The sequence below is a fragment of the Sutcliffiella sp. NPDC057660 genome, from assembly GCF_042800035.1.
Lineage (GTDB): Bacteria > Bacillota > Bacilli > Bacillales > Bacillaceae_I > Sutcliffiella_A.
Genome location: NZ_JBHVHV010000004.1, coordinates 22,776 through 38,651, shown reverse-complemented (window position 1 = coordinate 38,651; position 15,876 = coordinate 22,776). Strand labels below are relative to the sequence as shown.

Annotated in this window: 14 protein-coding genes; 11 read left to right on the top strand and 3 right to left on the bottom strand. The window is 45.4% G+C overall.

Annotation, left to right across the window (positions count from 1 at the left end):
- Positions 1-219: 219 nt before the first annotated feature.
- A complete protein-coding gene (locus ACFVAD_RS04850) occupies positions 220-1,230 on the top strand; it encodes a LacI family DNA-binding transcriptional regulator (protein ID WP_386636681.1) in 1,011 nt (336 codons plus the stop codon).
- A 43-nt stretch (positions 1,231-1,273) separates the two neighbouring features.
- Here the strand turns inward: ACFVAD_RS04850 and ACFVAD_RS04845 are convergent, their stop codons facing one another.
- Entirely contained in the window at positions 1,274-1,810 is a 537-nt protein-coding gene (locus tag ACFVAD_RS04845) for a hypothetical protein (RefSeq protein WP_386636679.1), read from the bottom strand.
- Positions 1,811-2,036: 226 nt separating this feature from the next.
- Positions 2,037-3,773, bottom strand: coding sequence for an ABC transporter ATP-binding protein (locus ACFVAD_RS04840; protein WP_386636677.1), 1,737 nt, complete (start codon positions 3,771-3,773; stop codon positions 2,037-2,039).
- A 197-nt stretch (positions 3,774-3,970) separates the two neighbouring features.
- Here ACFVAD_RS04840 and ACFVAD_RS04835 point away from each other — a divergent pair, with 197 nt between their 5' ends.
- Positions 3,971-5,284 carry a polysaccharide deacetylase family protein gene (locus tag ACFVAD_RS04835; protein WP_386636675.1) on the top strand — a complete coding sequence of 438 codons (1,314 nt, stop codon included), beginning with the start codon at positions 3,971-3,973 and terminating at the stop codon, positions 5,282-5,284.
- Positions 5,285-5,331: 47 nt separating this feature from the next.
- Here ACFVAD_RS04835 and yhfH read toward each other — a convergent pair whose 3' ends face one another.
- A complete protein-coding gene (yhfH, locus tag ACFVAD_RS04830; protein WP_204416747.1) occupies positions 5,332-5,466 on the bottom strand; it encodes a protein YhfH in 135 nt (44 codons plus the stop codon).
- A gap of 152 nt (positions 5,467-5,618) precedes the next feature.
- On the opposite strand from yhfH, the gene ACFVAD_RS04825 reads away from it, so the two are divergent.
- From ACFVAD_RS04825 to aceA, 9 genes are all read left to right on the top strand, one after another.
- On the top strand, positions 5,619-6,359 hold the full coding sequence (locus ACFVAD_RS04825; protein WP_386637126.1) for an MBL fold metallo-hydrolase: 741 nt from the start codon (positions 5,619-5,621) through the stop codon (positions 6,357-6,359).
- 3 nt (positions 6,360-6,362) lie between these two features.
- A complete protein-coding gene (gene lplA, locus ACFVAD_RS04820) occupies positions 6,363-7,349 on the top strand; it encodes a lipoate--protein ligase (protein WP_386637124.1) in 987 nt (328 codons plus the stop codon).
- Between the two features lie 176 nt (positions 7,350-7,525).
- The gene (locus tag ACFVAD_RS04815; protein WP_386636672.1) at positions 7,526-9,076 is read left to right on the top strand and encodes a fatty acid--CoA ligase family protein; all 1,551 of its coding nucleotides are present in this window, start codon (positions 7,526-7,528) and stop codon (positions 9,074-9,076) included.
- A 79-nt stretch (positions 9,077-9,155) separates the two neighbouring features.
- Positions 9,156-9,935: an enoyl-CoA hydratase-related protein gene (locus ACFVAD_RS04810; protein WP_386636670.1), complete on the top strand. Its 780-nt coding sequence runs from the start codon at positions 9,156-9,158 to the stop codon at positions 9,933-9,935.
- Between the two features lie 451 nt (positions 9,936-10,386).
- Complete coding sequence (locus tag ACFVAD_RS04805) at positions 10,387-11,115, top strand: AzlC family ABC transporter permease (protein ID WP_386636668.1); 729 nt, start codon at positions 10,387-10,389, stop codon at positions 11,113-11,115.
- Entirely contained in the window at positions 11,108-11,416 is a 309-nt protein-coding gene (locus ACFVAD_RS04800; RefSeq protein ID WP_386636666.1) for an AzlD domain-containing protein, read from the top strand. The genes ACFVAD_RS04805 and ACFVAD_RS04800 overlap by 8 nt, the downstream gene beginning before the upstream one ends.
- Before the next feature lie 118 nt (positions 11,417-11,534).
- Positions 11,535-12,797, top strand: coding sequence for a M48 family metallopeptidase (locus ACFVAD_RS04795; RefSeq protein WP_386636664.1), 1,263 nt, complete (start codon positions 11,535-11,537; stop codon positions 12,795-12,797).
- Between the two features lie 155 nt (positions 12,798-12,952).
- Positions 12,953-14,548 carry a malate synthase A gene (gene aceB / locus ACFVAD_RS04790; RefSeq protein ID WP_386636661.1) on the top strand — a complete coding sequence of 532 codons (1,596 nt, stop codon included), beginning with the start codon at positions 12,953-12,955 and terminating at the stop codon, positions 14,546-14,548.
- Between the two features lie 31 nt (positions 14,549-14,579).
- On the top strand, positions 14,580-15,854 hold the full coding sequence (gene aceA, locus ACFVAD_RS04785; RefSeq protein WP_386636659.1) for an isocitrate lyase: 1,275 nt from the start codon (positions 14,580-14,582) through the stop codon (positions 15,852-15,854).
- Positions 15,855-15,876 lie beyond the last annotated feature (22 nt).

Here is a 15,876-nt window from a genome sequence, read left to right as displayed (position 1 = left end):
TCAACTCTGCCTTGTTCCGCACGAAATCGATGTCAACATGCCTAAATCATCATTCCTATTCCAGTAAAAGAATTAATTTCCAACGGCTCACCACCATATTTGCTGCATAAATGCAAAAAACCTATTGAAAACACTTACATTTCCTTTTATACTAGTAGTTATGAAAACGATTTCAATCATTCTTCTAACATATTAAATTCTAGTTAGGTGGGGAGACTCGTGGCAACAATAGAAGATGTAGCAAGACTAGCAGGGTTATCGAGAACGACTGTTTCCCGTGTCATCAATAACCACCCGTATGTGTCGGAGAAGAAGCGAGTGCTTGTCATGAATGCGATGAGTGAGCTTGGGTATGTCCCGAATTCCTCTGCAAGAAGCTTACGCAGTCAAAAAACGGAAATGATTGCCCTTTTGATTCCGCGGGTCATGAATCCATTTTTCAGTGAACTGATTGAAAGAATGGAAATGGCAGCGGCGGAAAACGGCTATCAGCTGATCATCTGTCAGACGAAATATTCCAAGAAAAAGGAATTGGACTACTTAAACCTTCTAAAAACGAGGCAGGTAGACGGTATCATACTCTCCTCGATTCAAAACGACTGGAATGTAATAGAGCCATTTTTAGAATATGGACCGATCGTTTTATGCAACGAATTTGAAGAAGATGCGCAAGTGCCATCCGTCCGCCTGGATCAGACATATGGGGGATACATTTCCACCAAGCATCTATTGGAACTTGGTCACCGTAAGATTGCCTACTGTACCGGGGGGTACAAAAGCAATGTGGCGCAATGCCGTGAAGCTGGCTTCCGAAAAGCGCTGGCGGAATTCAATGTACCATTTCAAGAAGAGTTCACCTTCGGGGACGCCTTCACCATTGAGGACGGCCGCAGAATTCTTCGCGATATGCTCACACTGAAGGAAAAGCCGACCGCCGTTTTCACAGGCGGGGATGAAGTGGCTGCCGGCATCATTACAGAAGCAAAGCGACATGGTATTAGAATTCCGGAGGATCTGGCCGTTGTAGGATTCGACAACCAGGCAATCACCGAGCTCGTCGAACCGTCCATCACAACCGTCAACCAGCCGATCGAGGACATGGCCCGCAAAGCCTTCCAGGTCATGATGGAAAAAGTCCGCTCCAAACGCTTCCGCCACAAGGAAATATATGAATACGACCTCGAGCTCATCGTTCGGGAATCAACGGTCAAACAAGGGGTTTACTTATAGAATAGGAAAAAGCGCACTGTGGGGATGGTGCGCTTTTTTTGACTCAATTTTTTTCAGCGGTTGAGGGGTTAATGGAAGTGCCATTTATATCCTCTTTTAAAATATCTCTGAATACATTGGCTGCCACTTCATTAAAGTTTTTATACAGGTCAGAGAGATCATCGTTATAGAATTGGATGACGCTCTTTAAAAATACCGGAAATACAGAAAATGTACCAGGAGTGAACGGTTCCACTACGGCAAATTTGAAATAGCGGTTCGAATCCAGAGCGGTTTCAAAAAGCTCTTGGATTTCCTTTGCTGTCAAAGTTCCTTCAATCGGATCCACAACCTGTCCATCATTAATAACTGCGGTATACACATTAATATTTCCTATTTCCTTTTGGCCAATTAGAATAGTAGCCAGGGCCTGAGCTTTCTTGCGGTTTCGGACAAGAATCGGAACGAGATATCCTGCATTCAATGGCAACTCAATGATATTCGTCACTGTGACCGCAGGATCGTTTCCAACAGAGTATTTCAGTTCATTGTAATAGGTAAATTGAGGGGGGCTTAACTGTGGAAGAATGGGTTGAGTCATTTGTACACCTCCTTTTTATATGCTTATTTATTCTATGAAAATAGCAATCCTTTGTATCGGCAAAATGATTAGATATAGAATGAATCAATAAATTATTTTATCGGTTTATTAAAGAAATTAATATAGAAGGGGGACTTTGTAATAGATTCCACTATAGAACTAGAATAACCGCCAAGATCTTTGGGAATGTGACATCCAAAGGTCTTAACGGTTTAAAATCAAACTTTTATGTCAGCTGCTGTTCTGCAAATTCGCGATAAAGGGAATGGGCTCTAACCATTTCCTGATGCGTCCCCACACCAGTCACCTGCCCTTTTTCAATAAAAACGATCTTATCTGCATGGACAATGGTCGATAAACGATGGGCAATCACAAAGGTGGTGCGACCTTCCATCAGTCTCGTCAGTGCCTGCTGCACTATTGCTTCGGACTGGCTGTCGAGGCTAGCCGTCGCTTCGTCCATCATAAGTATCTTCGGGTCTCGGAGGAAAGCGCGGGCGATGGCGATTCGCTGGCGCTGACCACCAGAGAGCATGACCCCACGCTCACCGACTTCCGTGTCCAAGCCTTTTGGAAACTCGGCAATGAACTGGTCCGCATAGGCCATCTTTGCCACTTCCCATAAGCGATCATCAGGGATCTCTGAAGCATCACTCAATCCGTACGTCAGATTGTCGCGGATTTTTCCGGCCATCATGGGACTGTCCTGGGAAACATAGCCGATCTGGCTTCTCCAGGATTCCATGGAAAGATCATGGATTGGTGTGTCGCCGACAAGGATTTCCCCAGAGGTAGGTTCATAGAATCGTTCCAGCAGTCCAAACATCGTTGATTTCCCTCCGCCGCTTGGACCAGCGAAGGCCACCATGGTGCCAGGCTCGGCTTCAAAGGAAACATGGCTTAAAATCGGCTCGTCCTCATTATAGGAAAACGAGATTCCCTCAACGCGTACAGGCAAGTCCGTAATGTCTATGTCCAATCCTTCCTGCCCCTCTTCGACTTCCAGGTTCAAAATATCGATGATTCGTTCTGTAGCACCCTTCGCTTTTTGAAGCTGGGTAAAGAACATCGTGAAGGAGGTGATGGGAAAGATGATCTGGAAAAGATAAAGCAGGAAAGCGACAAGTGCACCGGTGGTCATGGAACCCTCAGCCACCCGAATTCCGCCATACCCGATGATTACCACAATGACCGCCATGATAATCAGATACATCAAAGGGCCAATCATGGCAAAAATACGAGATTCCTTTAAACCGTAAGTCAAAAGCCTTCCAATTCCGTCAATCCCTTTCGCAGCTTCCGCCTTTTCTGCATTGGAGGCCTTCATCAAGCGGATCTCGCTCAGTGTCTGCTGGATGCTTCCGGTGAAATGAGCGGTTTCATCCTGAAGTCCTCGGGAGATGGATGCCATTTTTCTGCCGAGAGGAATCATGATTATAGTGGTGACAGGAACAGATATAAGCATGAGAAGAGTCATCTTCCAGTCCATGATGAGCAAGATGATGATTGCGCCTATTATGGAAATTATTCCTGTAATGAACTGAGGGAAATGCTGTGAAATTAGATCCTTAACTATTCCCGTATCATTGACGACCCTGCTGACCGATTCCCCGCTTTTCTGCTTGTCATAATAGCTGACAGGAAGGCGGATCAACTTGTGCCACATCAGTTCACGAAGTCGCGAGACGATCTTCTGTCCGACATATGCAAGTGCATAGGTGGCAAAGCCGTCAATCAGTGCCTGGACAATAAAGACGACTCCGATGGCGACGATGATCCAGATGCTGAGGGAGTCGACTGAAAACCCATCAACCAGCTGCTTGGTCAATAAGGGGATGGTGAGACCTACGAAGGTCGTCAATATGCTGCCGATCAATCCGAGAGTCAGTGCCAGCTTCGGTATATTCGTGGATAGAATGAGTGATATAAAAGGCTTTAACTTCCTTTGTTGTTCATTTATCAAAATATGTAAACTCCTTTAATCGAAATAAGTATGCCTCCTTATTTTACCACTCTATTAATGGATTACTTGTAGAAAATGCTTAAAATCTCCATTAAATCTTACAAGAATTCAACAATATTAGGATGAGTGAGTCCAAAAGAGATTATAATGTTTTTAAAAGAAATCAACCCAAGAAATGAAGGGAGGTCCAGTATCGGATGAAAAGTAAAATGGCCAATTCCTTATTTTTCGTCCTTTTTTTATTTATTTTCGTCCAGGGGGCATGTGAAAAAGGGGAATTGGGAATTCCACCTGATGAAGCAGAAAGTCCTTCAGTCGAAAAAGAACCCTCACCAATTAATGAGATTGATCCATCCATACTACTTGATGAAATCTTAGCCATGGCACAAAAAGGAATGATCAAGGAAAGCTCCTTTGACGTATGGCAAACAACTATCGACCAAGTTCAAAAGGAATGGGGCAAACCCGAGCAGGTAGATCGGGCGGGCTCCGGAATATATGCCAGCTTTCCGGAGAAAAAGGTTACCATCGGATATAGAGATGACGGGGAGATTTTTGATATCCGGTCCTATGCAAGAAATCTTCAAGAAATCACTTTGGAAATGATGGAAAAGAAGTTGGGGAAGCCTTCCGAAATACGTGAGCTTGAAAACGAACGGATTTATGTTTATAGACTTGAAAAGCAGCTTGAGATGAAAATGGTAATAACCAATCAGACTGAAGGAGTTGATCATTTGTCAGTGTTTAATGGGGAAAGGGCAAAAGCGTCTGAGATCGAAGAGGAAAGAGACTATCTCCTTGATATTAAAGGGACATCAAATCAACTATCTTCTAAATCATGGATAGACATGCAAAAATGGCGGAAGGATATTGTTTCATTTTCCAGAGACTATGACCATATCCACATAAATGGCCCAAATAAGAAAATGGTTGCCCTCACGTTTGATGACGGACCGGACAATTTCGTAACACCTGCCATTTTGGATGTTTTAAAAGAGTATAATGTGAAAGGAAGTTTCTTCTATCTAGGGAGTGAAGTAGAGAAGCATCCTGATATTGTGACGAGAACTTATTCCGAGGGGCATCTTGTATTAAGCCATAGCTACCATCATCTTGATCTCACAACATTGACAGAGGAAAAATTGAGGAATGAACTGGAAATGGCCGGGAATGCTGTGGAGGAAGTAATTGGAAGGGAGCCGGCAATCCTCCGAACTCCTTATGGAGAAACAAATGGGATGGTTGCAGATATAGCGAAAGAAGAAGGCTATTCTATTGTTCTCTGGTCTATTGACACCCTTGATTGGTCCCAGAAGGAATCAGAAAATATTGTGAAGAACGTATTTGAAAATGTTCGAAATGGAGATATCATTTTGATGCATTCCGATTCCGAAAAGAAAGAAACTGCCATGGCCCTCTCTATAATGATTGAGGAATTACAGGAAAGGAATTTCGACATAGTTGATTTAGAAAATCTTTTATCTATTAAAGCCTATAAAACCGATCAATAAAAGGAATAAAACAGGGTACCCGAAGAGGATACCCTGTTGGCAGTTTGCTATTTTAATTGATTGGACATGCATTCGTTGCAATGGTTGCCGTAGCATTCGTGCTGCTCATCCATTGTTTTTTTGCATTCTACGCATTTTTTAGGTGGTAAGGTTTTGAAAAATTCTGTACTTTTAATCAACATGTTATCACCCTCCGTTTTGTTATTTGTTGTTATTGTATTATAACAGTGCTTGTCCTGTCAACAACTGTTTTAATACAAACTGTAAAATAGGAAAATGGGTGTGGGTATGGTATTCTTATTTTGAAAAGAAACAGGTAAAGGGTGATGTGGCGTTGAAGCTTACTGTTGTAGGGTATTGGGGCGGATATCCGGCTGCAAATAGTGCAACAAGCGGGTATTTAGTCGAGCATGATGGTTTTCGTTTACTGATTGATTGCGGAAGCGGTGTATTAGCACAGCTCCAGAATTATATAGAAGTCACAGAGTTGGATGCCGTCATCCTGTCGCATTATCATCATGATCATGTGGCAGACATCGGGCCGTTGCAGTTTGCAAGATTGATTTCTTTTTACATGGGCAAGACGGTGACACAGCTGCCGATCTATGGACACCAGGAGGACGCGCAAGGATTTGCTGCATTGGATCATAAGGAGTATACAAAGGGTGTGGCATACGATCCCGCGCAGACTCTTCAGATTGGGCCTTTTTGCATAGAGTTTTTGAAGACCACGCATCCGGTTCCATGCTATGCGATAAAGGTAACGACAGATGAGGGCTCTTTTGTCTATACCGCAGATACAAGCTATCAGGAATCGTTCATCCCATTTACTAGGGATGCGGACCTTTTGATCTGCGAGTGCAATCTGTATGCCCACCAGAATGGACAGGCTGCAGGTCATATGAACAGCCATGATGCTGCAAAAGTGGCAAGGGATTCCGGCGTGCCGAAGCTCTTGCTTACGCATCTGCCTCATTTCGGAAACATCGAGCAGCTGGTGGAGGAGGCTTCATCCATCTATAAAGGTGAAATCACATTGGCACATAAAGGATATACGTGGGAGAGTGGGAAATAAATGATGCTTTTTATTGATAATAAGGGAATTACCGATCCAAGGATCAACCTGGCAATCGAGGAGTATGCACTGAAAAATCTTGATATCGAGGATACCTATCTATTGTTCTACATAAATGAGCCTTCCATCATCATCGGTAAGAATCAGAACAGTGTGGAAGAGATCAATACGAAATATGTAGAAGACAATGGCATCCATGTCGTCCGTCGTCTTTCCGGCGGGGGAGCGGTTTATCATGACCATGGGAACCTGAATTTCAGTTTCATCACCAAAGATGACGGGGAGAGCTTTCACAATTTCAAAAAGTTCACCGCACCGGTAGTGGAGGCGTTGAAGAGCCTAGGTGTGGATGCGGAAATGAGCGGCCGCAATGATATCCTTGCAGAGGGACGCAAAATCTCCGGGAATGCACAATTTTCCACAAAGGGCCGCATGTTCAGCCATGGGACATTATTATTCGATTCCGAGATCGAGCATGTTGTCTCTGCACTCAATGTGAAAAAGGATAAAATCGAATCGAAGGGAATCAAGTCGATCCGGAGCCGTGTGGCGAATATCAAGGAATTCCTGAAAGAGGATATCACCATCGAGCAGTTCCGCCAGCTTCTTCTGGAGGCAATTTTCAAGACGAAGGATGTTCCGCAGTATGAACTGACGGAAGAGGATTGGAAGAACATCCATCAGCTATCGAAGGAACGTTATCAGAACTGGGACTGGAACTATGGAAAATCACCCAAGTTCAATCTGCAGCATTCGCACCGGTTCCCTGTCGGACAGATTGACATCCGCCTCGATGTGACAAAAGGGAAAATAGAAAACTGCAAAATCTACGGGGACTTCTTCGGTGTCGGGGATGTCAGTGAAATCGAAGAGCTGCTTATTGGCGTCAAATATGAGAAAGCCGAAATAGCCCAAGCGATCGAAACGGTAGATGTGAAACATTATTTCGGGAATATAACGCGTGAAGAATTGCTTGATCTAATATACTAATTTTGGGAACGTGGGGCTTTGGGCTTCACGTTCTTTTCTATAGTAAAATATCTTATCTGAATATTTTAATTTTATAGACATAATTTAATGACAGAACTCTAGCAATCTACTATAATTGTTAGTGGGAGATAAATGAATGGTCATTCATTCAATAAATAGCAAGGGGAGATGAAACAATGAATATTTCGTCACAGTTAGCACTGACGGCTAGAACGAACCCGATGAAAGAGGCGTATGTTTTTGAAGGGGATTCCAAAACATACGCGGAACTGAATGCTGCAATCAATGCCTTTGCATCAGGACTGGAAGCAATGGGCATCAAAAAGGGTGACCACATCGCACTGGTGGTAGGAAACTCTCCGTATTTTGTTGTCGGCTTATACGGTGCCGCACGCCTCGGCGCAACGGTCGTTCCGATCAATCCTATCTACACACCAGATGAGTTGGGCTACATTTTGCGAGACGGCGATGTAAAAGCTGTCATCACCTTAGACCTTCTTGTTCCACTATTTGAAAAGCTTCACAACTATTTACCAGAAACAGAAACCTACATCATTTGCGAAACACCTGATGGAAAGGAAAAAGCGAAGAGCTTCCCGGTTGATCAGCTTTCCCTATTCCCTAAAATGAAATCGTTTACAAGCATTATGGCGAACGGAAGCTTTGCGTACGAAGGTCCGGAACTTATGGATGACGATGTGGCAGTGATTCTTTATACATCCGGAACGACTGGTAAGCCAAAGGGTGCGATGCTGACACATAAGAATTTGTACCGAAACGCCAAGGATGCAGCTGACTTCCTAAAAATGAATGACAGTGATAAGGTCGTGGCAACCTTGCCGATGTTCCATGTCTTCTGTTTGACTGTGGCGCTGAATGCCCCGTTGATGAATGGAGCAACCGTGATCATTGTGCCGAGGTTCAGCCCGCAGGCTATTTTTGAAATCGTGAAAAAATATGAAGCAACCGTGTTTGCCGGAGTGCCGACGATGTACAATTTCCTCTTGCAATCCCAGGGAGATGTGGAGGATCTAAAATCACTGCGACTTTGCATCAGTGGCGGTGCTTCCATGCCTGTTGCACTCCTGCAGAATTTCGAAAAGAAATACCAGGTCATCATCTCTGAAGGCTATGGCCTTTCCGAAGCGTCACCTGTTACATGCTTCAACCCATTGGATAAGCCAAGAAAACCAGGCAGCATCGGTACGACGATCGTGAACGTGGAGAACAAGGTCGTAAACGAACTGGGTGAAGAGGTTGCTCCTGGTGAAGTGGGAGAGCTTGTGGTACGCGGACCGAATGTCATGAAGGGCTATTACAAGATGCCGGAAGAAACGGCACACGCCATCCGAGATAACTGGCTCTATACCGGTGACCTTGCCACAATGGATGACGAAGGCTATTTCTACATCGTCGACCGCAAAAAGGACATGATCATCGTCGGCGGCTACAATGTGTACCCGCGTGAAGTTGAGGAAGTGCTGTACAGCCATAAGAATGTGGTGGAAGTGGCAGTTGTTGGGGTGCCTGACCCCGAGCTCGGTGAAGCGGTAAAGTGTTTCGTCGTGACAGATCAAACGGTGGCGGAAGTGGAGCTGCTCGCTTATTGTGCGGAACGCTTGGCGAAGTATAAGGTTCCAAGTTCCATTGAGTTCCTGGAAGAGCTGCCAAAGAATACGACCGGGAAGATCCTCAGAAGGGCTTTGAAAGAAAAGCTGGGAGTATAAGAGGATTTTTAGACTCCTTAGAGAATCTATAAAAATAGCGAATTTTGTAACCGCTAACAATCTCGGGGAGGGAACAGACGTGAATTTTATACAGGTGGAAGTCAAGGACTATATTGCGACTGTCACGCTTAATCGCCCAGATGCGATGAACGCGTTTAATTACGATATGCTCTTAGAGCTCGGTCTTGTGGCAGAAGAGCTGCGCACGAACCCGGAAGTACGTGTTGTCGTTGTGACGGCAGCCGGGGAAAAGGCGTTCAGTGTCGGTGCTGATCTGAAGGAAAGAAGAGGCCTGACAGAGCAGCAGGTACGACGCAATGTGTATAAGATCGGGGATGTGTTCAACCGCATCGCCGACCTGCCGCAGCCGACGATTGCCGCGATCAACGGCTATGCATTCGGAGGCGGGATGGAGCTTCTTTTGGCATGTGATTTCCGTGTCTCGGCACGCGATGTGAAAATGGGACTGACGGAAACGAGCCTTGCCATCATTCCAGGTGCAGGCGGGACGCAACGTCTTCCTAGAATCATTGGGGAAGCGAAGGCAATGGAGTTGATCCTGACTGCAAGACGGTTCACTGGGGAACAGGCGAACGGCTTCGGCCTGATCACAAGACTCGTAGACGAAAGCTCCCAAGTACTCGGCGGAGCCATGGAGCTTGCCCATGAAATGCTGAAAAATGGACCGGTTGCGCTTCAGCAGGCCAAGTTTGCCATCAGGCAAGGGATGGGTGTCGATATGCAGACAGGCTTGCAGATCGAGCGCAAAGCCTATGAAGTGATCATCCCGACCGAAGACAGGGTGGAAGCGTTGGTGGCGTTCGGGGAGAAACGGGCGCCGGAGTTTAAAGGGAAATAAGAGAAAGAAGCTGTCCAAAAGTCTGCTGACTTTCGGGCAGCTCTTTTTGTGTAAAAACGAGGTAGGTAGAAAAGCAGATTGATTAGTAGAATTATGATGGGGTTTGGTAGAATAAAAAGCTTGTTTGCTAGAAAAGTCTACGGTTTGATAGAAAAAATGAATGAATTGATAGAATTCCACTTTCTTGGAAGAAATAATTGAAGTCTTTTCAGGGCATTCTAACAGATTTCTTCATCATTCTAACAGAAGGACTAAACATTCTAACACGAATCATCAACATTCTAACAACTGTGCTTAACATTCTAACACAATACAAAATCATTCTAACAATTTTCATTCTAATCCGTAGCATAAAAAGAATATTACGTTTTTCGAAATAGTCTTTACAATCCCTCCTGACAATTAGTATATTAATAGATAATAAAATTGACAGGTATAGGGGAAATGCGCTGTGGCAACGACTATTGCAACCAGAAACAGTTCATCCTTCCGGAACGGGCTGCAGGCAGGTATCAGTATCGCGATCGGATATGTTCCGATTGCTATTACATTTGGTCTGCTGGCGAAATCCGCAGGGCTGACAGTAACGGAAACGGTAATGATGAGTCTCCTAGTTTTTGCAGGAGCGGCACAGTATATGAGTTTGAATATGATAGTCCTGGGGTCAGGAGTGTTTGAGATTGTCATGACCACCTTTATCCTGAACATCCGCCATTTTCTGATGAGTGCTTCACTGAATGAGAAGGTGGAGGAGGATAAGCTTTGGAAGAAGTCGCTCTATTCATTTGGCATTACAGATGAAACCTTTTCTGTCACAGCGACAAAGGAAGGAACCATCAGGACGGGCTATATGTTTGGAGTAATTTTCATCTCCTATTCAAGCTGGGTCGTGAGCTCCGGCATTGGCCATGCCATCGGAAGCAGCCTGCCGGATTCCCTGCAGGAAAGCATGGCGGTGGCCTTGTATGCCATGTTTGTCGGCTTGCTTGTCCCATCCTTTAAAAAGCATCGCAAAGTGGTTGTCCTGGCGGGGATTGCTGCGATGTTGAATTCGATATTCACCCTGGTCCTCGGCATTGCACCAGGCTGGTCCATTGTGATGGCAACACTGGTCAGTGCTGTTGGAGTGGAAAGTATTTTTCGAAGTGGTGTAGAAGAGGGGGAGAAGGACCATGAATAATACGATTGTCATCATGATTGTGGGCATGGCGGTGGTCACCTATCTGCCGCGCCTTATCCCATTTGTCATGTTTCAGGGGAAAGAGCTTCCTCCTTTTGTGCAAGCGGTATTGAAAAATGTTCCGTATGCAACACTTGGGGCACTGATCGTTCCAGGGATTTTTCTCATCAATGAAGATATCATGTACGGGGTGATCGGCGGTGCAGTGGCGTTGGTTGTTGCCTATCTTGGGGCGAATGTGATCTTGGTTGTCATCAGTGCAATTGCCGCTCTGAGTGTATATTCATGGGTGGTGAGTTGATAGTATGATAGGAAAGCCTTTCTGTAAAGCACACATGTCTCTATGTGTGTTTTTTTGTACAGACTAATAAAACAGCCAGTTCGGCGATAGAATAGTATGGAAGTGGGGAGGTGCGTTCTTGAAAAAAATTCTTATTGGAACAATAGTAGGATACGTCCTATATGCACTTGTGATGGCCTATTATCTCTGGTTTGGTGCGGATACTTCCCTGCCGGCAGATCTGGTGGGAACGAAGGCGGATCCGAGGACGTTTCTCTCAAGCAAGGAAATGCTGCTCGTAGAGGAATACTCCAAGATACGCAATATGATGTATTTTTTATCCTTGCCGTTTGATTGGGTGCTCTATTTCCTTTTGATTTTGCTCGGCGGGGCCCAGGCAATTCAGGCCTGGTCGGAAAAGGTGACACGGTACTCTTGGCTCCAAGGCGGGATCTATGTGTTCTGGCTGACGCTTTTCGTCACACTCGCTAGCTTTCCACTAAGCTATATCCGGTTCGTTCTTTCGAAAAGCTATAATATCACCGTTCAACCTTTTGCAGGCTGGATGCGAGATCAGCTGGTCGGCTTCTGGGAAGGGATTTTCCTCATGTGGCTCGTGGTGATGGTCCTCTATTATCTGATCCGCCGTTTCGAGAAAAAGTGGTGGGTGGCAGCCTGGGCGTTGTTCATTCCGTTTGTCTTCTTTCTCATGTACATACAGCCGGTGGTCATCGATCCATTGTACAACGATTTTACCGAGCTTCAGGACAAGGAATTGGAAGAGAAAATCCTCGGGCTTGCAGCAGAATCGGATATTGCAGCGGACCGGGTATATGAAGTGAATATGTCGGAGAAGACAAATAGCATCAATGCCTATGTAACAGGTGTCGGAGGAAATTCACGCATTGTTTTATGGGACACGTTATTGACGCGCCTTAAAGAGGAGGAGATCCTGTTCATCATGGCACATGAAATGGGTCACTTCGTCATGAACCATGTGGTAGTCGGGATCTCTGGCTATATTGTATTCTCCTTTTTTGCTTTTTATCTGATTCACTGGTGTGCAGCCAGAGTGATCTCCAAATGGGGGGAAGCTATCAAGATTACGCGTTTGGGACAATTTTCCTCTTTGCCTTTGCTGCTGCTCCTGTTATCCCTTGTTCTGTTTCTTGCAAGCCCCATCACCAATGCGATATCGCGGCATCAGGAGCATACGGCGGATGTCTATGCCATCGAGCTGACAGGTGATGCTGCACCAGCTATTGGCGCTTTTCAGGAGATAACAAGATCCAGCCTCAGTGAAGTTCATCCGCCAGCACTGGTAAAATTCCTAAGATACACGCATCCGCCAATGGTCGACCGCATTGCCTACCTGGAAAAATACTTGGAAGAAGAGGAATAGGGAAGCCTATTGCCTCTTTTTTTTATGTGTAATTTGCTTTGTCGAAAAAAATTACTAAACAAATCCAAAAAAGGGCTTTATTTTTTTGAACATTCTGTTATATAATACAATACAAATATACTAACTGTTTCATAACAAAGGAGGTTGCAAGAAGCGTGAATATAGACACATCAGGCATTGAGGTTACAGGAGAATGGAAAAAAGGCTATGAAACTGTATTAACACAGGACGCACTTATCTTTATTGAAAAGCTGCATACAACATTTAATCCCCGGAGAAAAGAGCTTCTTCAAGAAAGAGTGCAAAAACAGAAGAAACTCGATCAAGGAACGAAATTGGATTTCCTTGAATCAACTGCACATATCAGAAACGGTGATTGGCAGGTCAACCCAGTCCCACATGATCTACAGGATAGAAGAGTGGAAATTACCGGGCCGGTGGATAGGAAAATGATCATCCATGCGCTTAATTCAGGAGCAAGGGTTTTCATGGCAGACTTTGAGGATGCAACATCACCGACCTGGTCAAATATCATGGATGGCCAGATCAATCTGAGAGACGCAAACTTAAGGGCCATTGAATTTGAGGCATCAAATGGCAAGCTATACAAGCTTAACGATGAGATTGCAACATTGCTTGTCCGCCCTAGAGGCTGGCATCTCGAAGAAAAGCACGTGCTTCTGGACAAGGATCCAGTATCAGCCAGCCTTTTCGACTTCGGACTTTATTTTTTCCATAATGCAAAGCTGCTCATCGAAAACGGAAGCGGACCTTATTTTTACTTGCCGAAACTCGAAAACCACCAAGAGGCAAGACTTTGGAATGATGTGTTTATATTTGCGCAACAGGAGCTGGGAATCCCACAGGGAACCATCAAGGGCACGGTACTGATCGAAACGATCACGGCAGCCTTTGAGATGGATGAAATCCTTTATGAGCTACGGGAGCATGCTGCCGGATTAAACTGTGGCAGATGGGATTATATCTTCAGCTTCATCAAAAAGTTCCGCAACGACTCTACATTCTTGCTTCCGGATAGAAGCCAGGTGACCATGGCGGTGCCTTTTATGAGAGCGTATACACAGCTGGTCATAAAAACTTGCCATAAACGTGGCGCTCATGCTATCGGTGGGATGGCCGCACAGATTCCGGTCAAAAACGACGAACAGGCGAATGAACTTGCTTTTTCCAAGGTGAGGGAGGATAAGCTTCGTGAAGTGAAAGATGGCCATGATGGTACATGGGTGGCGCACCCAGCGCTAGTACCGGTTGCCATGGAAGTATTCAATGAACATATGAAGGGGCCAAATCAGATTGACCGCAAAAGGGAAGATGTCCATGCGGAAGCGGCCGAACTTGTAGAACTTCCAGAAGGCTCCATTTCCGAAGAGGGATTACGGAAAAATATCCATGTCGGCATCGAGTACATCACCGCATGGCTGGATGGAAACGGAGCAGTTCCCATTTTCAATCTGATGGAGGACGCAGCAACAGCGGAAATTTCAAGATCGCAGGTCTGGCAATGGGTAAGGCATCCTGGGGCGAATTTGGAGGATGGGACCAAAATAAAGCTTGAACTTGTAAAGGGACTCATTCAAGAGGAGAAGCGGGCCATTTTGGCAAAAGTGGGGCCATCACGTTACACACACGTGAAATTGGATCAGGCTGTCGAGCTGTTTGAAAGTCTGATAAAAGACGAAGAGTTTGCAGAGTTTTTAACACTTCCTGCATACAGCTTGCTGGAAGATTAATAGATTACAAGATAATGAAGGAGGAGAAAAGATGAAAAGAGAAGAGAGAATGGCAATGTTAGAAGAAAGCTGGGAGCTTGAGTCTAGATGGAATGGGGTTGTGCGACCATATAGTGCAGAGGATGTACTACGGCTTCGCGGATCCATTGACATTGAACACACATTGGCAAAAAGAGGGGCACAAAAGCTTTGGGATCTGCTTACAAAAGAGGATTATGTTCACGCACTTGGTGCTTTGACAGGAAATCAGGCGATCCAGCAGGTAAAAGCGGGATTGAAGGCCATCTATCTAAGCGGATGGCAGGTAGCGGCAGATGCCAACCTTTCGGGAAATATGTATCCGGACCAAAGCCTGTATCCTGCCAATAGCGTCCCTCATGTGGTCAAGCGCATTAGCCAGGCGCTTCAACGTGCGGACCAGATCCAATACTTAGAAGGAAAAGAGGAAGTCGATTATTTTGCACCCATCGTAGCGGATGCAGAAGCTGGGTTTGGAGGACAATTGAATGTGTTTGAGCTGATGAAGGGAATGATTGAATCCGGTGCGTCCGGTGTTCATTTTGAGGATCAGCTTTCTTCCGAAAAGAAATGCGGACATTTGGGAGGGAAAGTTCTGCTGCCTACTCAGACCGCAGTTAAAAATCTGATCTCTGCACGATTGGCCGCTGACGTGATGGGAGTGCCGACTGTCTTGATTGCAAGAACCGATGCAGATGCGGCGGATTTGATTACAAGTGATGTGGACCAATATGATCATCCATTCCTGACGGGAGAACGGACTCCTGAAGGGTTCTTCAGAACAAAGGCAGGGCTTGACCAGGCGATTGCACGCGGATTGGCCTACGCTCCTTATGCAGATGTAATCTGGTGTGAAACGTCCGAGCCGAATCTGGAGCAGGCAAAAGCTTTTGCGGATGCCATTCATTCAGAATTCCCTGGAAAACTGCTTGCCTATAATTGTTCTCCATCTTTTAACTGGAAGTCCAAGTTGGATGACGAAACGATTGAAACCTTCCAGCAGCAGATCGCCACTTTCGGCTACAAGTTCCAGTTCGTGACGCTTGCAGGGTTCCATGCGCTGAACCACAGCATGTTTGAGCTGGCGAGAGGGTACCGGGATCGCGGGATGGGTGCATATTCGGAATTGCAGCAAGCGGAGTTTGACAGTGAAAAACACGGCTATACGGCAACACGTCATCAACGTGAGGTGGGCACAGGCTATTTCGATGAAGTGGCAAAAGTGGTATCCGGCGGGAATTCTTCAACTACAGCACTGTCCGGCTCGACGGAAGAGGCGCAATTCTAAATGAAAAATAAATATAGGGCTG